Origin of the sequence: Lentzea xerophila (genome assembly GCF_051094245.1) — a bacterium.
GTDB lineage: Bacteria > Actinomycetota > Actinomycetes > Mycobacteriales > Pseudonocardiaceae > Lentzea > Lentzea xerophila.
In genome coordinates, this window is the sequence record NZ_CP194934.1 from 2,528,839 (window position 1) to 2,549,673 (window position 20,835).

10 protein-coding genes are annotated in these 20,835 nt (G+C 70.4%); all 10 read right to left on the reverse strand.

The window, feature by feature from the left end; all coding sequences use genetic code 11:
* Positions 1-15 precede the first annotated feature (15 nt).
* The 10 genes from ACRSBM_RS12460 to ACRSBM_RS12505 all read right to left on the reverse strand — a co-directional run bounded on the left by ACRSBM_RS12460 (position 16) and on the right by ACRSBM_RS12505 (position 20,784).
* Entirely contained in the window at positions 16-993 is a 978-nt protein-coding gene (locus tag ACRSBM_RS12460; protein WP_434443085.1) for an alpha/beta hydrolase-fold protein, read from the reverse strand.
* Complete coding sequence (locus tag ACRSBM_RS12465; protein ID WP_434443087.1) at positions 990-2,681, reverse strand: ABC transporter ATP-binding protein; 1,692 nt, start codon at positions 2,679-2,681, stop codon at positions 990-992. Before ACRSBM_RS12465 ends, ACRSBM_RS12460 begins: the two co-directional genes overlap by 4 nt.
* Positions 2,668-13,485: an amino acid adenylation domain-containing protein gene (locus ACRSBM_RS12470; protein ID WP_434443089.1), complete on the reverse strand. Its 10,818-nt coding sequence runs from the start codon at positions 13,483-13,485 to the stop codon at positions 2,668-2,670. Before ACRSBM_RS12470 ends, ACRSBM_RS12465 begins: the two co-directional genes overlap by 14 nt.
* A 28-nt stretch (positions 13,486-13,513) precedes the next feature.
* Complete coding sequence (locus ACRSBM_RS12475) at positions 13,514-15,310, reverse strand: ABC transporter ATP-binding protein (RefSeq protein WP_434443091.1); 1,797 nt, start codon at positions 15,308-15,310, stop codon at positions 13,514-13,516.
* Between the two features lie 28 nt (positions 15,311-15,338).
* On the reverse strand, positions 15,339-16,367 hold the full coding sequence (locus ACRSBM_RS12480; protein WP_434443093.1) for an iron-siderophore ABC transporter substrate-binding protein: 1,029 nt from the start codon (positions 16,365-16,367) through the stop codon (positions 15,339-15,341).
* Positions 16,368-16,461: 94 nt separating this feature from the next.
* Entirely contained in the window at positions 16,462-17,295 is an 834-nt protein-coding gene (locus ACRSBM_RS12485) for an ABC transporter ATP-binding protein (protein ID WP_434443095.1), read from the reverse strand.
* 29 nt (positions 17,296-17,324) lie between these two features.
* Entirely contained in the window at positions 17,325-18,380 is a 1,056-nt protein-coding gene (locus tag ACRSBM_RS12490; protein ID WP_434443097.1) for a FecCD family ABC transporter permease, read from the reverse strand.
* On the reverse strand, positions 18,377-19,435 hold the full coding sequence (locus tag ACRSBM_RS12495; RefSeq protein WP_434453061.1) for a FecCD family ABC transporter permease: 1,059 nt from the start codon (positions 19,433-19,435) through the stop codon (positions 18,377-18,379). The genes ACRSBM_RS12490 and ACRSBM_RS12495 overlap by 4 nt, the downstream gene beginning before the upstream one ends.
* 108 nt (positions 19,436-19,543) lie before the next feature.
* Positions 19,544-20,413: an alpha/beta hydrolase gene (locus ACRSBM_RS12500; RefSeq protein WP_434443099.1), complete on the reverse strand. Its 870-nt coding sequence runs from the start codon at positions 20,411-20,413 to the stop codon at positions 19,544-19,546.
* An 86-nt stretch (positions 20,414-20,499) separates the two neighbouring features.
* The gene (locus ACRSBM_RS12505) at positions 20,500-20,784 is read right to left on the reverse strand and encodes a hypothetical protein (RefSeq protein ID WP_434443101.1); all 285 of its coding nucleotides are present in this window, start codon (positions 20,782-20,784) and stop codon (positions 20,500-20,502) included.
* Positions 20,785-20,835: the final 51 nt, after the last annotated feature.

Below are 20,835 nucleotides of genomic sequence, written 5' to 3' on the forward strand. Positions count from 1 at the left end.
TCTCCGGGCGGGCGTTCAGACCTCGTTCAGCAACCAGGCGACGTCGCGCACCAGGGCGTGCCGCCAGCCGACCCGGTCGTGCCCGGACGGAGACCGGTTCACCCGCACGGTCGCGCCCGCCTGCGCGGCGAGTTCCTCCACCGCCACGCAGTGCCGGTGCATCCTGGGCTCGTGCTCGCCGACGTCGAACGCCACGCGCAGACCGGACAGGTCCGGCAGGGCGCTCAGGCGTTCCGCCGTGTCACCGCCTGAAGGCCCGTCGAGCGACAGCCCGTGCTCAGGCAGATCCCGCTTCCACCAGAACGAACCGGACTGGCAGGCCACCCGCCTCACCAGATCCGGGAAGTCCAGGGCCGCGTGGAACGCGCTGAGCCCGCCCAGGCTCTGCCCGGCGACGACGAACCGGTCCAGGTCGACGGTGACGCCGTTCGCGGCGAGCAACGGCAGCAGCTCGTCCCGGATCGCCTGCCACAGCGCGGAAGAGCTGTACTCGGCGGCACGATCACGGGGCGTGGGAAGGAAAACGAGCGTGGCCGCCGGCATCTCGCCGTTCTTCACCGCCGACTCGAACGCGGCGACGGCCGGGTGCGCGTACATCCAGTCGTCGCCGTCGAGCAGCAGCACGACCGGTTCGCCGCCCTGATGCACACGAACTGTCTTGCGTCCCAACGTCCCGTTCCACCGGATGCGCAGCGACGGCACGTCGAGCACCTCGTCCGGTCCGACGACGGGCCAGTGCGGCTGCGGTTCCAGGTCGGGCGTGGCGAAGATCGACCGGTTCGGGCCCGCACCCTCGGGGTTGCGCGGATCGGCGTGCTCGTCGCCGTCGAAGAAGTGGTACGTCACGCGCAGCCGGGCCGGCATCTCGACCTCGGCGGACCAGAGGTCGCCCTCCCTGTGCTCCAGCTCGACCGGCTCCGACCAGCTCTCGAACCTGACCGAGGCCGGGCCGCCGCGCCACTCGAACGTCGTCCGGTATCCGGCACCGGTCATCGGGCCACCGCCAGTTGGTAGGAGGAGTCGCGGCCGAGCAGTTCACGGTGCGTGCCCTCGGACGTGACGGTGCCGCCGTCGAGCACGATCACGCGGTCCGCCACGTCGAGCAGCGCCGGGCTGCTGGTGATCACGATCGTCGTGCGGTCGCGGCGCAACGCGACGAGGTTGCGGGCGATGAGCTGTTCGGTCACCGCGTCGACGGCCGTGGTCGGGTCGTGCAGCACCAGGATCTCCGGATCCGCCGCCAGCGCGCGGGCCAGTGACAACCGCTGCCGTTGCCCGCCGGAGAGGTTCGCGCCCCGGTCGCGCACGGCGTAGTCGAGGCCGTCGGAGTGCAGCGCCACCACGTCGGTGAGCATCGCGGCGGAGACCGCCTCGTCCACCAGCGAGCTGGAGCCGGCCGGGTCGACGTTCTCCCGCAACGTTCCCGCGAACACCTCGTGGTGCGAAGGGTTGACCAGCAGGTGGGTGCGCACGCTCTCGATCGTCAGCGACGCGACCTCCCGCTTGCCCACCCGGACGACACCCGCGTACGAAGCCGGGGCCACGTCGACGGCCAGCACCGACGCCAGTTCGGCCGCGGCCTGCGGCTGGTAGGCGGCGATCGCCACGAACTCACCCGGCTGCACCGCGAACGTCAGGTCCCGCAACGTCCCGTGCGTGACACCGGAGACCTCGAGACCGCTCTGCGGCACGGGTTCCTCGACGCCGGGCGTCATCCGCGGCGGAGCGGCCAGGACCAGCGCCATCCGTTCGGCCGACGCCCGCGCGATCATCACGTACTTGGGCATCTCGGAGAACAGCTTCAGCGGTTCGATCAGGAACTGCGCCAGGCCGACCACCATCACGAGCTGGCCGATGGTGATCTGGCCCTGGAACGTCAGCAGGCCCGCCCACAACGTGACCGCGGCGGCCAGCAACGAGTTCAGCGCCAACGCCAGACCGGCGTAGACGCCGTTGACCCGTGCCACGACGATCGACTGCTTCTTCGCCTCGGTGCTCACGCGGCGGTAAGCCTGGAAGGCCGCGTAGCTGCCGCCGAACCCGTGCAGCGGCCGCAGACCCGCGATCAGGTCCGACACCTTCGCTCCGGCCCGCGCGACCTTCGCCTGCTGCACCTGGGTGTTCGTGCCGATCCGGCGCGACATCACGCTCAGCACGCTGAGGATCGCCGCCGTGCCGGCGAAGACCAGCACGCCGAGCGGCACGCTGATCACCGCCAGCACCACGCCCGTGATCGCCACCGACACCAGTGCGCTGACCAGCAGCGGCACCACCTCGATGATGTCCGCCGTCTGGTCGGCGTCCTCGGTGGCGACGGTGAGGACCTCGCCGGACTTCAGGTCGACCTCGCGCGCCACCGGCTGCAGGCCGCGGTCCGCGACCTCGACCCGCCACCGGTGTGCCTCCGTCGTGTTCGCCTTCTGCAGGATGCGCATGCCGAACCGCCACGAGTACGACACCGTGGCCATCACGAGGCCGAGCGCGAGCAGCGCGATCCCCAGCGAGCTGAGCTCACCCCCACGCAGCGCGTACTCGACGATCACGCCGAGCAGGATCGGCACGGCGGTCTCGGCGGCCTGGTAGGACCCCATCAGCAGGGTCCCGGACGCCATCGCGCCGATGTTGCGGCGCAGGGCGATCCGCAGGATCTCCCTGCCGGTGCGGACTTCAGTGTTCGTCAACGTGGCGCGCAATCGCTTCGGGGGTGGAGAGGGACAGCAGGTCGCGGATCGTGACCACGGGACCGAACTCGCGTCGCAGCAGGCCGATCAGCCGCACCGCGAGCATCGAGTGCCCGCCCAGGTCGGTGAAGCCGCTCGTCATACCCACCTCGTCCTCGTCGAGGTCGAGCGCCTCCGCGAACATCTCGCGGACGACGACCTCGGTCTCGGTCAGCTCCCGGTCGGAGACCTTGGTCATCAGGGTGCCGAGCGGACGGGCCTCGGGCAAGGCCGAGGTGTCGGCCTTGCCGTTGACCGTGAGCGGGATCGCGTTGACCTGGGCGTAGTGCGTCGGCCGCAGGTAGTCCGGCATCCCGGTGCCGACCTCCGCGGCGATGGACGGGATGTCCGCTCCCTCGGTGAGAACCAGGTAGGCCGCGAGCCGGTACGCCCCGTCGACCTGCGGGTCGGCCTGCGCGACGGCGGCGACGAACTTCACGTCCGGGTGCGCGGCGAACCGGGCCTCGACCTCGCCCAGTTCCACGCGGTGGCCGCGGATCTTGACCTGCTTGTCCGTGCGGCCCAGGTAGAGCAGGTTGCCGTCGGGACGCCGGATCACCAGGTCGCCGGTCCGGTACATCCGCTCGCCGGGCACCCAGGGACAGGCCACGAACCGTTCGGCGGACTGGCCTGGCTGCCCGAGGTAGCCGCGCGCGATGCCCACGCCTGACACGTAAAGCTCGCCCGCGATGCCATCCGGCACGTGCCGCAGCCACGGGTCGAGCACGTAGACGTCGGTGTTGTCGATCGCCATACCGACCACCGGGTCGACGCAGTCGAACGTGCCGACGCCCAGCGTGTTGATCGTGTACTCCGTTGGCCCGTAAAGGTTGTAGCCGATCGTGCCGGGCGTGTCCGCGAGCAGCTGCCACAACGTCGGCGTCACGGCCTCGCCGCCCAGCAGCACCAGCGCCGGCTTGTGCTCGGCGCCGAGCAGCCCCTCGGCCACCAGCTGCTGCGCGTAGGTCGGCGTCACGTTGATGACGTCGATCTCGTGCTCCAGGCAGTACTCGACCAGCCCGGTCGCGTCGCGGCGCAGCTCCTCGTCGCAGATGTGCACCTCGTGGCCGTCGGCGAGCCAGAGCAGCTCCTCCCACGACATGTCGAAGGCGAACGAGACGGTGTGCGCGATCCGGAACGTCCGGTGCCCGTGCTCGGCCAGCACCGGCTCGAAGATCCGCCGCTGGTGGTTGACCAGCATGTTGGTCAGACCGGCGTACTCGGTCACCACACCCTTGGGCTTGCCGGTCGAACCGGAGGTGTAGATCGTGTAGGCCGCGTGCTTGAGCCGGTTCGGGTCGTCCTCCGCGAACGTGGTCACCGGATCGGCGTCCGGCCACGGCTCGTCGAGCGTGAAGACCTCGCCCTGGATCCGCGGCGCCACCGCGGTCGTTGTGATGACGAGCGCCGGTCGCGCGTCGTCGATGATCGCGGCGATCCGCTCGTCCGGGTGGTCCAGCTCCAGCGGCACATAGGCCGCGCCGCAGCGCAGGATGCCGAACAGCGCGACGACCCAGTCCAGCGAGCGCGGCACCGCGATGGCGACCGACGTCTCGATGCCGATGCCCTTCGCGGACAGCACTCCGGCCAGATGCCGGCTGCGGTCCCTGAGCTCCGCGAACGTCATCGTCTTGCCGTGCGCGACCAACGCGATCCGGTCCGGGTTGCGGTCGGCCGCGACGTCGAACAGGTCGACGACGGTCTGGTTGCCGAAGTCGTTGGCGGGGTTGAGCTCCGGCTTCGGGCCGGTGCCGTGGATCGCGCCGACCGGGCCTTCGGTGGTCGCGAGGTCGTCGAGGATCCGCAGGTAGTCGTCGAAGAGCCGCTCGGCCCGCGCCGGGTCGGTGACCTCCGGCCGGTACTCGAGCTTGACGGTGAGCTGCCTGCCCGGCGTCACGACCCAGGTGAACGGGTAGTGCGTCGAGTCCTCCGACTCGTGGTCGATGATCCCGTTCGCCGCGTTGAGCTCGTCGAACGTGTCGTCGCCCAGGAAGTTCTGCAGCACGAACAGGGAGTCGAACAGCTGCTCGTGGCCGCTCGCGCGCTGGATCTCGCCGAGCCCGAGGTGCTCGTGCTCCATCGCGTCGACCCGCGAGGCCTGCACGTTCGCGAGGAACTGCGCCGCGGTGTCCTGCGGTCGCGCCGAGACGCGCATCGGGACGGTGTTGAGCAGCACGCCGACGATGTCCTCGGTGCCCTCCTCCTCACGTCCGGAGACCGTGACGCCGAAGACCGCGTCGCCCCGGCCGGTCTCGCTGCCGAGCAGCAGTCCGAGCGCGCCGGTGACGACCGAGTTGAGCGTGACGCCGTGCCTGCTGGCCGCCTCCCGAACGCGGTTCGTCGGCTCCACCGGGAGCGTTCGCACGATCTTGGTCGGCAGCGTGTCCGAAGTGGACCCGTCGCTCAGCAGCGTCGGGCCGGGCAGGTCCGCGAGGTATCGCGCCCAGAACCGTTCCGCCGCCTGCCGATCCTTGGCGTCGAGCGCGCGGCAGTAGTCCTCGAAGCTCGGCGCGGCCTCGGAGCCGACGGGTTCGTCGCTGACGAACGCCTGGTAGGCGCCGAACAGGTCACGCAGCACGATCTCGCGCGACCAGCCGTCCCACAGCAGCAGGTGGTAGCTGAACAGCAACGCGTCCCGGCCGTCCGGCAACCGCAGCACGGTGAGCCGCACCAGCGGAGGCTGCTCCAGGTCGAAGCCCGTGGCGCGGTCCTCGATCCTGATGGCGTCGACGGTCTCCTGGTTCAGCACGTCGACCGTGCGGACCTCGACCTGCCCGCCCGGCGTGATCACCTGGACCGGCGAGCCGTCCTCGTCCTCGAAACCCGCGCCCACGACGGGATGCTTGGCGATGACGTGCCTCATCGCCTTCCGCAACGCGTCGGTGTCGAGCCGGCGGTCGAACGTGAAGTAGCTCTGCGCCACGTAGTGCCCGGCCGCACTGAGCGCGGCCTGGAAGTACAGACCACGCTGCAACGGCGAGACCGGCGCGGTGCGGCGCGCGGTCACCGAGGCGTCCGCGATCCGTTCCAGCGCCAGCAGCCACCGCGCGGCGATCTCGTCCGACACGTCCCGCGTGAGCGCGAACGTCGCCCGCAGGCTGCCGGTGCCCGTGTCGACCCAGCAGTTGACCTCGACCGCGTACGGGCTCGGCTGGTGCCCGGCGTCGACGTGCAGCGCCTGTGACTCGCTGCCCCGGCCGAGGTAGTTGAACAGCACCTGCGGCCTCGGCAGCGCGGCGAGCACGGGCGCGGTCTGCGGGTTGAGGTACCGCAACTGCCCGTAGCCGACGTGCTGCCGCTCGTCCGGCTGTCGGTGGGTGAGCTCGCGAGCGGCCGCGACGGGGTCGGTGTGCGGGCTGAGCTTCACCGGCGCGATCGAGGTGAACCAGCCGACCGTGCGGGTGTAGTCGTGGTGGTCCTGGACCGGCACGCGACCGTGGCGTTCCAGCTCGACCACCAGATCCGTCGGCGTGCCCTGGATCTCGGTCAGCGCGACGCGCAGCGCACCGCACAGCAGCTCGGTCAGGCCGATGCCGAGCGCGGTCGGCGCCGTCTGCACGACCCGGTCGGTGATGTCGGCGCTCAGGTTGACCGTGACCTCGCGCTGGTCGCCGATCTGCGGGGTGAGTGACGGGGTGTCCAGCACCTCGATCCAGCGGCGCAGGCCGGTGACCGACTGGGCGTCGATCGTGAGCGCGCTGGTGTAGGTGCTGAACGGGGTGGTGGCCGGTGCGAGGTCTTCGCCTCGCATGGCTGCGGCTATGTCGTCGAGGAGGATCAGCCACGAGACCGCGTCCACGGCCAGGTGGTGGACTACGACGACGAGGGTTTGGGTGTTCTCCAGCCACGTGAATGCGGCCATTACGCCGGCTTCGGGGTTTAGGCGGCGGGCGGCCTCGTTGGCTGCGGCCTGAAGATCGCCGGAACTGTCAGACCTGCTTGAGACGATTGGAGTGGGGACCCGATTCCCCCAGGGGGCCTGCGAATCGGTATCGATTCCGAAGGACCAGACCCCGTGCTCCACCACGAGCCGCATCCGCAGGGCGGCGTGAGCCTTCACCACGGCGTCGGCCGCGCGCTGCGCGTCAGCCAGGCTGGGGCAGTCCACCTGCCGTGCCTGGGCGAACAGCCGGAGGTCGCCTCCCAGCTCCCGCTGCCGCAACACGATCGGCGTCGGCACCACCGGTCCGTCCGCGGCCTCGGACGCCACCACCGGGGCGGCGACGGCGACCGCGAACTTCGAGGCCAGCGCGCGCGGCGTCTTGTGCAGGAACAGGTCGCGAGGCGCGATCCGCAGACCCAGGTCGCGGGCCCGGTTCACCACGCCGATCGCGATGATGCTGTCGCCGCCGGCCACGAAGAAGTCCGTGTCCGCGTCCACCGCGGCTCCCGGCAGGACGTCCGCGAAGATGCCTACCAGCGAGTCCAGAGCGGGCGAGCCGGCCGGGACCGGTACGTCCTCCTCGCGCGCCCGTTCCTCCAGCGCCTTGCGGTCGAGCTTGCCGTTGACCGTCAGCGGCAGCGCGTCGAGCCGAACCAGCCGCTGCGGCACCATGTGTACCGGCAGCTTCGAGCCCAGCGTCCCCAGCACATCACCGGCCGGCGTGCCCACGACGTGCGCGACGAGGTGGTCGGCGGTGTCGGCCACCGTCACCGCCACGTCGACGACACCCGGCACCGAGCGGATCGCCGACTCGACCTCGCCCAGCTCGATCCGGAAACCCTTGAGCTGCACCTGGTTGTCGGCCCGGCCGACGAACTCCAGCGAGCCGTCCAGCGCACGCCGGGCGAGGTCGCCCGAGTTGTACATCCTCGAACCGTCTGAGCAGAACGGGTCCGCCACGAAACGGCTGGAGGTGAGGCCCGGGCGGTTGTGGTAGCCCAGCGCGAGTTGCGGGCCCGCCACGTAGATCGCGCCGATCTGGCCGGGACGAACGGGGCGCAACGACGAGTCGAGCAGGTAGGTGCGCAGGCCGGGGATCGGGCCGCCGATCGGGCTGACGTCACCGGCCGCGAAGTCCAGGTCATCCAGCACGCGGTGCGTCACGTGGACCGTGGTCTCGGTGATGCCGTACATGTTGACCAGCTCGGGGCGGCCGGTGCCGTAGCGCTCGACCCAGCCGCGCATCCGGGACAGGTCCAGGGCCTCGCCGCCGAAGATCACGCGGCGCAGCGCGGGCAGCGGCTCGCTCAGGCGGTCCGCTTCGATGAACTGGTAGAACGCGGACGGCGTCTGGTTGAGCACGGTGACGCCGCGCGTCCGCACGAGCTTGTGGAAGTCGACCGGGGAGCGGGTCAGGCCGTGGTCGGGGACCAGCAGCTCACCGCCGTGGGCCAGCGCGCCCCACAGTTCCCAGACCGCGAAGTCGAACGAGTACGAGTGGAACTGCGTCCACACGTCGTCCGGCCCGAAGTTCATGTCCGGCTGGGTGTTCGCCAGCAGCGACACGACGCTGGCGTGCGACACGACGACGCCCTTGGGCTTGCCGGTCGAGCCGGACGTGTAGATCACGTACGCCGGGTTGCGCCAGTCGAAGGCCGGGACGGGAGCGTCGCCGGGCACCTCCTCGCCGTACACCAGCACCCGCGCCGGCACACCGGCACGATCCAGGAGACGCTCGAAGCGGGAACGGTGCTCCGCCGAGACGAGCACGACCTGGGGCGCCGAGTCGGCGAGGACGTACTCGAGCCGCTCGTCGGGGTAGGCGAGGTCGAGCGGCACGTAGGCGCCGCCCGCCGACACGATCCCGACCAGGGCGACGACCTGCTCCAGCGACCGCCCGATGGCGACCGCGACCCGCTTGTGCGGCCCGACGCCGGCGTTGGCCAGCGTCTGCGCCAGGCGGTTCTTGGCGTCGGTCAGCATCCCGTAGGACAGGCCCTCGGAGCTGCCGTCGAGGTGGCACATCGTCACGGCCCGAGCGGACGGGCCGCGTTCGGCGGCCGCGTCGAACAAATCCGCGAGCGTCACCGGTGAGACCGAGGCGGCGGCCCGCGCGGACGACAGCGAGGGAGTGGGTACGACGTCCTCACGCAGCAACGAGTTCAGCGTGTCCGAGAACGCCAGCAGGATCGTGCGGGCACCGGCCTCGCGCACGACCGTGGTGTCGTAGATCAGGTTGAACCGCAACGCGGCGTCGTTGCCCCGCTCGACCACCAGCGTCAGCGGATAGTGCGGCGCGCCCTCGTTCACGACCTCGGCGATCGTGAACGGGCCCTGCAACGACGTCACGTCCGTGGCGACGTCGAAGACGACCAGCGTGTCGAACGCCGAACCGTGCGGAGCCTGCCGGCCGATGCGGGTGAGCGACACGTGCTGGTGTGGCAGCACCGCGGTCTGGTGCGCACGCACCGAGTCCAGCAGCTCACGCGCCGACGAAGACCACTTGGTGCGCACCGGAATCGTGTTGATGAACAGACCGACCATCTCGTCGATGCCCGGCACGTCGGCGTCACGACCGGACACCGTCGACCCGAACACCACGTCCCAGCTGCCCAGGAGGCCACCCAGCGTCACACCCCACGCGCTGTGCACGGCGGCGCTCAACGGCACCCCGGCCGCTCGCGTCGCCTCGTCGAGGTCCGCGGCCGCGTCGATCGCCACGTCGGCGAACAGCTCGGACGGCGTGTGGCCCTCCGCCACGAACGACGGGCCCGGCAGTCCGGCGAGCTCCGCTGCCCAGACGCGGTCGCTCTCCGCCGCGTCGGCGTTCACGAGCCAGCGCACGTAGTCCGCGTAGGAACCCCGGACGTGCACCGAACCCGGCGCTGAGTACTCGGCCAGCAACGCGCGCAGCATCGGCGGCACCGACCAGCCGTCCGCGATGATGTGGTGCACGGTCTGCACCAGCACGAACCGTTGTGGTGCAACACGGATCAGGGTGAAGCGCATCAGCGGCCCGCGTGCGAGGTCGAACCCGGCGACGCGGTCTCGTTCGGCGTACTCCCCGATCTCCTCACTGGTCATGCCCTGACCGTCCACAGTGGAGAACTCGGGCCGGACGCCGGACTCCAGCACCGACACGACACGTCCGTCGGCAAGACCGACGAACCGCGCGGCCAGGTTCGGGAACAGCTCCAGCACGCGTGCCGCGGCCGCTTCGAGCCTGCGGGCGTCGACCGGGCCGGTCAGCGTCAGCAGCTGCTGCTCCACGTACCGGTGGGACGACTCGTCGTCGAACACCGAGTGGAAGTACAGGCCCTCCTGCAACGGCGTCAGCGGCAGGACGTCGCGCAACGCCGGCGAGTCCAGGGCGTCCACGTCGGCCTGCGTCAGCGGCAGCAGGTCGAAGTCGCTGGGGGAGTGGCCACCCCGCGTCAGCGCCGCGAGCCCCTCCAGCGCCTCCACGAAGTACGAGCCGATCTGGGCGGTGTCCTCGGAGGTGAAGACACCGGACGGCCACGAGATGACCGTGACCAGCTCCAGCGCACCGTCGGCGCCCGGCTCGGCGGAGGCGTTGAACTCCAGCGCGCGCGGCAGCCGCATCGCCGGGTCGCGCTTCTCGCCGAGCTGGCCCGCGTTCTCCGCGAGCTGCCAGTCACCGGTCGTGCCACCGGCGAACCGGCCGAGATAGTTGAACAGCACCTGCGGCCGCGTGACGTCGAACTCGTTGCGTCCCAAGTACTTCAGCGCACCGTACGAGACACCGTTGCTCGGCACCCGCGCGAGGTCTTCCTTGACCCGCTTCAGGGCCGAGCCCAGATCGTCGACGTCGACCGGATCGACGGTCACCGGGAACAGCGTCGTGAACCAGCCGACCGTGCGGGACAGGTCGGGGTCGAGCGGGACGAACCGGCCCTCGCGGCCGTGTCCCTCCAGTTCGATGTGCGCGAACGTCTGGTCCTGGCCGTTGTCGCGCCGCCACCGGGCCAGCGCCACCGCGAGGCCGGTCAGCAGCACGTCGTTGACCTTGGCGTGGAACAACGCGGGCACGTCGCTCAGCAACGCCGCGGTGGCGGCCGAACCGAGCGTGACCGTGCGAACCTGTTCGCCCGCGACGACGTCGGACTCGGTCAGCTCACGACGGCCGAGCGGCTGGTCCGCGCCCGGCAACGCGCGCTGGTAGTACGGGAGGTCCGCCTCGAACCCGGTCTTCTCCAGCAGCTGGGTCCAGCGCCGGAACGACGTTCCGACCGGGCGGAGTTCGACAGCCGCACCCGAGGAGACCTGCTCCCACGCCAGCGCCAGGTCGTCGAACAGGATGCGCCACGAGACACCGTCGATCACGACGTGGTGGATCACGAGGACGAGCTGCCGGTCCGCGGACCGCCACACCGCGCGCAGCATGACGCCGGCGTCCGGGTCCAGTCCCGCGGTCGCCGCCGCGACGCACTCCTCCACCGGAGCGCTGCTCTCGTCCCACAGCGCATGACCGTCCGCGGGAATGTCGAACGACCACCGCTCGCCGCGAACCAGCTTGGCGCGCAACATGTCGTGCCGCGCGACGACCGCGTCGAGGATCTGCGTCAGAGCGTCAGCGGTCAGATCAGCAGGCGTGTTGAGCACGACCGACTGCACGAACCCGTCGATCGCGTCCGTGGTCTCACCGAGCCACTGCACGATCGGCAGCCCTGCGACCGGCCCGGTCGGCACGTCGTCGTGGTCGACGGCCGAGGCGCCGTCACGTGACGCGACAGCCGCGAGCGCGCGAGGAGTGCGGTGCACGAAGATCTGCGTGGCCGTGACGAAGACGCCCTCGGCCCGCAACGCGGACAGCAGCGAGATCGCCAGGATGCTGTCGCCGCCCAGCTCGAAGAAGTCCTGGTCGGCACCGACCCGCTCGACCCGCAGCACCGACGCGACGGCGGCGCAGATCGCGGCCTCGTCGTCGTTGGCCGCGGCGGTCACCGGCCCGGTCTCGGCCGTCGGTTCCGGCAGTGCGCGGCGGTCGAGCTTTCCGTTGGGCGTCAACGGGAACTCGCTCATCACCACGATGTGCGCCGGGACCATGTACTCGACGAGGTTCTCGGTCGCCCACTGCTTCACGGCGTCCGAGGTCAGGCTGGGGTCCGAGGGAACGACGTATCCGACGAGGTAGTTGCCGCCCGCGGAGTTCTTCCTGACCACGACACAGGTGTGGCGGACCCGGGGGTGTTCGGCCAGCGCGACCTCGACGTCCTCCAGCTCCAGCCGCATGCCGCGGATCTTGACCTGGTTGTCGACGCGGCCGAGGAAGTCGAGCGAGCCGTCCGGCGCGAACCGCGCCAGGTCGCCGGTCCGGTAGAGCCGCGAGCCGTCGGAGGCGAACGGGTTGGCCACGAACCGCGACGCCGTCAGGCCGGGTGCGTTCACGTAGCCGCAGCCCAGCAGGAACCCGCCGATGTACAGCTCGCCGCCCACGCCGGCCGGGCACGGCCGCAGTTCGTCGTCGAGGACGTAGAGGTCGGTGTTCGGGTTCGCCCTGCCGATCGACGTCGACAGCCGCTCGGCCTCACCCCGGTAGATCACGTGCGAGACGCCGATCGTGGCCTCGGCCGGGCCGTAACCGTGGTACATCGGGATGTCGAGCTGCGTGCGGAACCTGTCGTACAGCTCGGGGGTGAGCACCTCGCCGCCGCACCACACGTGCCGCAGGCTGGCCAGCTCGCCGTCGCCCGCGATGTTCAGCAGCACGTCCAGCATCGACGACACCAGGTACACGAACGTCACGCGGTGACGGGCGATCGTGTGCAGCAGGTGGTGCGGGTCGCGCTCGCCACCGGACCGCACGACGACGGTTCGCCCGCCGCACACCAGCGGCAGGAAGATCTCGTTGACGGAGATGTCGAACGACAGCGGCGCCTTGAACAGCGACGCGTCGGAGTGTCCGAAGTGGAGGATCTGGTCCACCTGCCACAGCAGGCGTTCGCTGATCGCCTCGTGCCGGATCATCGCGCCCTTGGGGCGGCCGGTCGAGCCGGACGTGAACATCACGTACGCGAGCTGCGCGCCGAGGATCGTGACGTCCGCCGGCTCGGCGGAGTACCCGGTGAAACCCCAGTCGGAGAGGTCGACCGGGACGGCCTCTGGCTCGCCTTCCTGTCCGGTGCCGAGGAGCACGACGACCTGCGCGTCGGTGATCACGGACTCCCGGCGGGAGGCCGGCCACTGCGGGTCCAGCGGGACGAACGCGGCCCCGGCCTGCAGCACGGCGAGCAGGCTGATCACCATCTCGGCCGAGCGGTCGAGCGAGATGCCGACGACCTGCTCGGCGGTCAGTCCGCGCTCGATCAGGTGGCGGGCCAGCTGGTTGGACCGCGCCAGCGCCTCGCCGTAGGTGAACGCGCGGTCACCGTCGTTGATCGCGACGGCGTCCGGGCGCTGCCGGGCCTGCTCGCGGAACAGCTCGACGATGCTCGGCCGGTCGCGCGCGAACTCGTTGTCGTTCCACCGCGCCAGGTCGGCGAGCCGCTCCTCGGCCGTCTGCGAGGTCAGCGTTCCGATGGCGCGGTTCGGGAACTCGGCGAGGTCGTCCAGCGCCCGTTGGGCCGCAACGGGATCCACGCCCTCGGGCAGCGGGATGGCCCAGCCGTCCGGCGTTTCGGTGACGTCCCACCGCTGGCCCTTGTCGGCCCAGACGAGCAGGTCGCCGAAGAGCGTCGCGGGCGTGAGCTCGAGTCCGTCGACTTCCAGCGAAGGGTCCGCCCAGCGGGTCAGTGCGACGGCACTCGCGACGGCGATGGTCCGCTGCGGGTACTCACCGGCACGGCGCCGAACGGAGGCGATCCGGGCGGTCGAAAGAAGTACGTCACGGTCGGCCATCTGTTCCATCGACGACTCAGCCATCCCTTCACGTCGGTGAAGGTAGCCTAACCTAAGTATTTGCGGTTCCGAATCGCCAAGCGGCCCAAAGTGCCGCGTAACGCCCGTCACGCGCCACAAGTTCTTCGTGAGTGCCCTGTTCCAGCACGCGGCCCGCGTCGAGAACGGCGATCCGGTCGGCGGCGATGGCCTGGGTCAGGCGGTGCGCGACCAGAAGCGTGGTGCGGCCCCGGCACGCCGCGAGCGCCGCTCGTTCCAGGGCGGCGGCACCCTGGCTGCCCGCCTCGGCCGTCGACTCGTCGAGCACGACGACAGGGGAGCGGCCGAGCACCAGCCTCGCCAGCGCGATCTGGGCGACCTTGGTCACGTCGAGGCGTTCGCCGCCCTCGCCGACGTCGGTCAGCAAACCTTGGGGCAACGTCTGAACCCACGTGTCGGCACCCACGGTGCGCAGCGCGTCCATGAGCTCGTCGTCCGTCGCGCCGGGTGCGGCCAGCCGCAGGTCCTCGGCGAGCGGGCCGGCGAAGACGTGGGCTTCCTGGGTCAGGATGCTGACCAGCGCGCGAGCGCCCGCCTCGTCGAGATCGGCGAGGTCGGACGTGCCGATGTGCACGGACCCGGCGAGCGGGGTGCCCGTCCCGGCGACCAGGGCGGCCAGCGTCGTCTTGCCCGCACCGGTCGCGCCGACCAGTGCGAGAGAGGTGCCGGCGGGGATCTCCAGGTCGATGTCCCGCAGCACGTCGTGCTCGGATTCGGGGTAGCGGAAGGAAAGCCCGCGCACCGACACCGGAAGTGGTTGCGCGTCAGGGTCGACGGCGACCGCGCTGCGCACGAGCTCGTCGCCGTCCGACTCCGTGGTCACGCCGACCAGTCGCGTCAGCCCGGCTCCGGACTTCTGCGCCTCGTCGAAGAACGCCATGATCAGGCCGAGCGGCACGAACAACTTGTGGAACAGCAACGCCGCCACGGACACCTGGCCCAGCGAGGACTGCCCGTTCGTCACCAGGAAGTAGCCGACGACGATGATCAGTCCGAGACCGATGAACTCGGCGCGGTTCTCCCGGCCGATGAACCGGCCGAAGAACCGGAAGACCTCGATGCCGATGTTGCGCACCCGCCACGACTCGGCCGTCACCCGGTCGCGGAACACGCCTTCCAGCCGGTAGGCGCGCACGGTGGCGATGCCGTCCAGGCCGCTGATCAACGCCTGCGCGCGGTCGGCCTGCGCCTCGGAACGCGCCCGGTAGAGCGGTTGCGATCGCGGCAGGTACCAGCGCAGCGCCAGCCAGTAGGCGGGCAGCGCGCACGCGCCGGCCAGGCCCAGCCGCCAGTCGAGCCCGAACATGCCGGCCGTGGCGATCACGACCAGCACGACCGCGGAGAAGATCGTCGGGATCGCCGTGCGGAACCCCTTGGAGATCACGGCGACGTCGTCACCGACGCGCGAGAGCACGTCGCCGCGGCCGACCTCCTCGATCCGCGCGCTCGGCATCCCGAGCACCGCGCGGACGGCGCCTTCCCGCAGGCGCGCCAGCATTTCCGCGCCCAGGCGGCCGATGAGGTAGGTCGAGACCGCGGTCATCACCGCGCCGCCCAGCGCCGACACCACGGTGGCGATGCCGATGGACCACAGGATCTCCGCGCCGCGGCCCCCGACGATCCCGTCCACCACGGTGCCCAGCAGGAACACCGGGACGATCTGCAGCACCGCCCCCACCACCGTCGCCAGCACGGTGGCGATCGGCAGGGCGGGGGCGGAGCGGCAGTGGTCGAGCACCCAGCGAGCCGCCTCCCGCCCGGACGCCGTGCGCAGGATCTTCGCTGGCGCGCCGGACAGGGTTGTGCTCACTGAGTTCCTCTCGTCGTGCGGGGGCGGGTCAGCCGGCCGACTTGGCGGCCTTCACCAGCTCGTCGACCGCGTAGGGCATGGACGCCAGCGTGGCCTGCGAGATCGCGGCACCGACGGCGGGACCCTCGCTGTCGAGCAGCCAGTGGACCTTGCCGGCCTTGACCGCGGGCAGGTTCGCGAAGAGCGGGAAGTCCTTCAGCGCCTTCTGGTCGGCCTCGTCCGCGATCACGAAGATGCGGTCGACGTTCATCACGTCGATGCGCTCGGGCGACAGCGTCACGTAGAACTTGCCCGCCGCGAGCTCGTCGATCTTCGTGTTGCCCTTGAAGCCGATGCCCGTGACGACCTGGCCGCGCACGTCGGTCGTGCTGAACGGCGCGATGGCGTCCTTGTACCAGGAGGTGACTGCCGCGGTCTCGTTCGCCCACGCGGGGTTCGCCTTCTTGGCCTCGGCGATCTTGTCGTCGATGGCCTTGATGGCCTTCGCGCCCTCGTCGCCCTTGCCGACCGCCTTCGCGACCTGAAGCGCGTTGTCCTGCCACTTGGCGCTGAACGGCTCCTTCTCCTCCTTGGTCCGGCCGACCGTCGGAGCGATCTTGCTGAGCTTGTCGTACCAGGCCTGGTCGGCCTCGGAGTAGACCGCGACGATCAGATCGGGGCGCAGCTCGGCGATCTTCTCGTAGTTCGGCTCCGTGTCACCGTTCTTCATGATGACCTCGGGCGTGGTCGAACCCCACTTGTCCTTCACCCAGGCCCACTGGGTGTTGATGTCCGGGGTCTTGCCCTCGGGGTTGGGGTACTGGTCGACCATGCCGACCGGGACGACGCCCAGCGCCAGCAGCGTCTGGTCGTCGGTGTAGCCGAGGGAGACGACGCGCTTGGGCGCTTCCTTGATCTCCGTCGTGCCGAAGAAGTGCTCGACCTTGGTCGGGAACGTGCCACCGGAGGCGCTGTTCGCGTCAGGGGTCGTCGCAGGCGTGGAGGAACCGCACCCGGCGAGGACACCGGCACCGACCACCACGGCCGCGGCCACAGCTGTCAGTCGCTTCCAGGTCATGGTCGTTCTCTGGCCCATTCGGCACCTCGTTCTTCGCTGCCCACGCGGCGGGGGAAATTAGGACAGGCGAACCTTATCACCCAGTTAGGGCAGGCTAACCAAGGTCTTGGTCACTCTTCGATACCACGTGGGTCCGGCCGATAGGCACGATCAACGGCCGTTCGCTGACCGGGTCGCCGATGACTTTCGCCTGCAGACCGAACGTGTCCAGCAACAACTCGCTCGTGATGACCTCGCTCGGATGTCCCTGCGCGACAATCGATCCCGACTTCATCACGATCAGGTTGTCGCTGTAACGAACGGCCAGGTTCAAATCGTGCAGGACCATCACGATCGTGCAGCCGCCCTCGTGCAGATCGTCGACGAGGTCGATCACGTCGATCGCGTGCGCGAGGTCGAGGTAGGTCGTCGGCTCGTCCAGCAGCAGCAGATCGGTGCCCTGGGCGAGCGTCATGGAGATCCACACCCGCTGCCGCTGGCCACCCGAGAGCGAGTCGATGGGACGATGCGCGAGATCGGCGACGCCGGTCATGTGCAACGCCCTGGCGACGACGTCGGCGTCGTCGCTCGACCACTGGCGCACCCAGCTCTGGTGCGGGTGCCGGCCGCGCGCGACCAGGTCGGCGACCGTGAGGCCCTCCGGCGCGATCGGGGTCTGCGGGAGCAGGCCCATCCGCTTCGCGACGTCCTTGGTCTTCAGCCGCGCGATGTCATGGCCGTCGAGCAGCACCGTGCCCTGGCGCGGTTTGAGCAACCGGGACAGCGTGCGCAGCAGCGTCGACTTGCCGCACCCGTTCGGGCCGATCACCGTAGTGATCACCCCGGTCGGGATGGCGACGTCCAGGTTGTCGAGCACGACCCGGTCGGCGTATCCGACCGTGACACCCTCGGCACCCAGTCGGGCAGCATCGTTGCGCAACGCGGTCATAGGGCAACCTTACTTAACTCAGGCTTGCCTCAGGCCGCGCGCTTCACGTTCGCGCGCACCAGGAGGTAGACGAGGAACGGACCGCCGATGATCGCGGTCACGATGCCGACGGGCAGGTCGTTGGGCAGCATGATCCGGGCGATCAGGTCCGAGCCGATCAGCAGCAGCGCGCCGAAGAGCCCGGACGCGACCAGCGGCGGTACGGGCGAGCGCAGCAGCCGCATGGTGATCTGGGGCGCGACCAGGGCGACGAACGGCACCGGACCCGCCGCCGACACCGCGATTCCGGCCAGCAGCACCGCGCACAGCAGGAGCACCGCGCGAACGGCCCCGAAGCGGACACCGAGACCGGCGGCGACGTCGTCGCCGAAGTGCATCGGCCGCAGCTGGAAGGAGATCACCACCACGACCAGGATCAGCGCCAGGGTGACCCACAGCGTGGTCCACACCTCGTTCCACGACCGCGAGTCGAGCGATCCCACGAGCCACGACTGCGCGCGGGCGACGTCACGGATGTCCGCCAGCACCAGCAGCCACGTCGTGATCGCCTGCATCGCCGCGCTGACGGAGACGCCGATGAGGATCAGCCGGAACCCGTCGATGCCCTTCTTCCAGGCCAGGAAGTAGACGAGCAACCCGGTCAGCAGCCCTCCGGTGAGCGCGGCCGCGGACAGCCCGATCGTGCTGGCGACCGCCGCGCCGCCGCTCGCCGTGACGACGAAGACCGCCGTGGCGCTGGCACCGCCGGTGATGCCGAGGACGTCGGGACTCGCCAGCGCGTTGCGGGCGATCGACTGGGTCAGCGCGCCGGAGATCCCGAGCGCGACGCCGGCGATCAGGCCGACCAGCGCCCGCGGCATCCGCAGGTCCATGATCACGAACTCGTCGACGCGCTCGCCCTGCCCGAAGAGCGTCCTGATCACCGCGGGAAGCTCGATGGTGAAGTCGCCGACCGAGATCGACACGCAGAAGATCAGGAACGTCAGCGCCGTCAGCACGACCGTGACGAGCACGATCCACGGCCGCCAGACCCAGGACCAGCCGCCGACGCGGACACCGCGGTGCATCTCCGGTGCGTTGATCATGCCTGCCTGAACTTCCCGAGCCAGACCAGCGCCGCGAAGAACGGGGCGCCGAGGAGGGCGATGACGATGCCGGCCTGCAGTTCGGCCGGCCGCACGACGAGCCTGCCCGCGACGTCGCCGACCAGCAGCACGACCGCGCCGAGCAACCCGGCGTACGGCACCATCCAGCGGTAGTCCGGGCCGGTCATCCAGCGGGCGACGTGCGCGACCATCAGACCGAGGAACGCGATCGGCCCGCACGCCGCCGTGGCCGCGCCCGCGAGCAGCGTGACGGCCACGACGCCGACGGTCCGGCCGGCCACGATGTTCACCCCGAGGCCGCGCGCGACGTCGTCACCGAGGTTGAGCAGGTTGAGCGCGGGCAGGTTGATCAACGCCAGCACGATCCCGACGACGATGAAGCCCGCGGCCGTCCAGATCACGTCGTACCCGACGCCCTGCACGGAGCCCGCGTTCCAGAACCGCAGCACGTCCAGGGACTGCTTGTCGGACAACGCGACGGCGTGCGTCATCGCGGCGAGGAAGATCGTGACGCCCTGACCGGCCAGCACGAGCGTGAGCGGGTTGCCCGAACCGCGACCGAGGCTCGACAGCCCGAACACGACCACCCCGGCCGCCGCCGCGCCCAGGAACGCGAACCACATGTACTGGATCGGGTTCTGCAGGCCGAACAGGTAGACCGAGAGCACCACGGCGAACGACGCCCCGGCGTTGACGCCGAGCAGACCGGTGTCCGCGATGGGGTTGCGGGTGTGCCCCTGGATCAGCGCGCCCGCGACGCCGAGCGCGATGCCCGCCACGACCGCGAGCACCGTGCGCGGGATGCGCAGCGTGTGCACGATGAGCGTGATCTCGGTGAGCCGCTGGTCGGTGCCGGGATCGCCGAACAGCCCCTGCCACACCTCGGCCAGGGTGAGCGACCGCGTGCCGATGACCAGCGACAGCACCCCGGCCACCGCGAGCCCCGCGACCAGACCGGCCAGCCCGAGGCGCCGCCGGCGGTGCGGACTCGCCTCGGGTGGTGCGGACTCCAGCCCGCGTTGCTCCACGACCATGCTCACGACGGGCTACGTTAGCTCCCGTCGGGCGTCAGTACCTAGGGCACCCTTACCTAAGTGCCGTTGGATCTGTGCTTCGACGGCTGTTCCTGGGTGTTGCACGGTTTAGAGGCGGCCTGCTAGCCACCGTTCGATGTCGTGCCTGGCCGCCGCCGCCATTCCGGTGTCGCGGTGGGTGAAGCCGTGCTGCGACTCGGGGTAGACCCTGAGGTCGACCTCACCCACCGCGGCCGCTCGTGCCGCCATGGCGAGGTTGTCCTCCAGCAGGACGTCCAAGGCGCCGACGACGATCAACAGTGGTGGCAGGCCGCGCGGGTCGCCGTAGATCGGGGAGATGTCCGGGTCGGTCCGGTCGGGCGCGTGCCCCGCGTAGGCCTGGATGAAGTACTCGTCGGCGATCAGGCGGCCCGCCGGGGTCAGGCCGCTCAGGTCGTAGGTGCCGAACTGCAGCGCGGCGCCGCGGAACCGGTCGGTGCGCAGCCTGAGCAGCGTCGTCATGGCGAGGGTGGCTCCCGCCGAGAACCCGCCGATGACGAGCCGGTCGGTACCGAAGCGGTCCTCGGCCTGCTCGAGCAGCCAGCGGGCCGCGGTCTCGGCGTCGTCGGGTGCGGCCGGCCACGGGTGTTCGGGGGCGAGGCGGTAGTCGACGCCCACGACGACGATGCCGAGCGCGTCCGCGAGCCGCTGGTCGCGGTCGTCGTGCTGCGCCGTGGTGCCCAGGTAGAAGCCGCCGCCGTGGAAGTGGAGGTAGACGCCGTTCGGACGGCCTGCGGGCAGGTGGATCCTGACGGGCACCTGCCGGCCGGCGGCTTCGACGAGCGTGGAACCGGTGATCTCCGTCGGCGGCCTCATCGCCCGCAACTCGTCGAGGGTGCTCGGGCCGCGCCTCGTTCCCCTCGCGGCGTTCGCTTGCCGCGCCTCCTCGACGTGCACCGCGAGCTTCGGATCGATGAAGCCGGCCAACCCCAGTCGCACGAGCGTTCCCCCTGCCGTGAAACGGCTGTCTCCCGTCGGCGCCGGATCCTTTCATGCTGGACGGTGAGGCGATCTGGGAGAGGCGGTCATTCGTGCGCCGGGTCGGCGGGCGGCAGGGCGGGCCGGAACCATTCGGTGCGGTGGTCCTGGTTCGCGGCGGCGACGTTGCCCGCCGTCAGCTCGTCGGCGGCGGCCGGGTCGACGACGGTGCCGCTCTCCGCGGCGGGGAGCCGGTACCAGCCCGAGCATCCGTTGACGCACGGGTGGTTCATCTCGGTCAGCGTGAACACGCCGTCCGGGCCGGGTACCGGTTGCCGCCAGGTCATCGTTCCCGTGTCGTCGCACAGGTCGCAGGGGTGGGCGCGCCGCACGCGGACCAGCATTCAGCACAGTTCGGGATTTGTCCGAATTGACCACCTGAA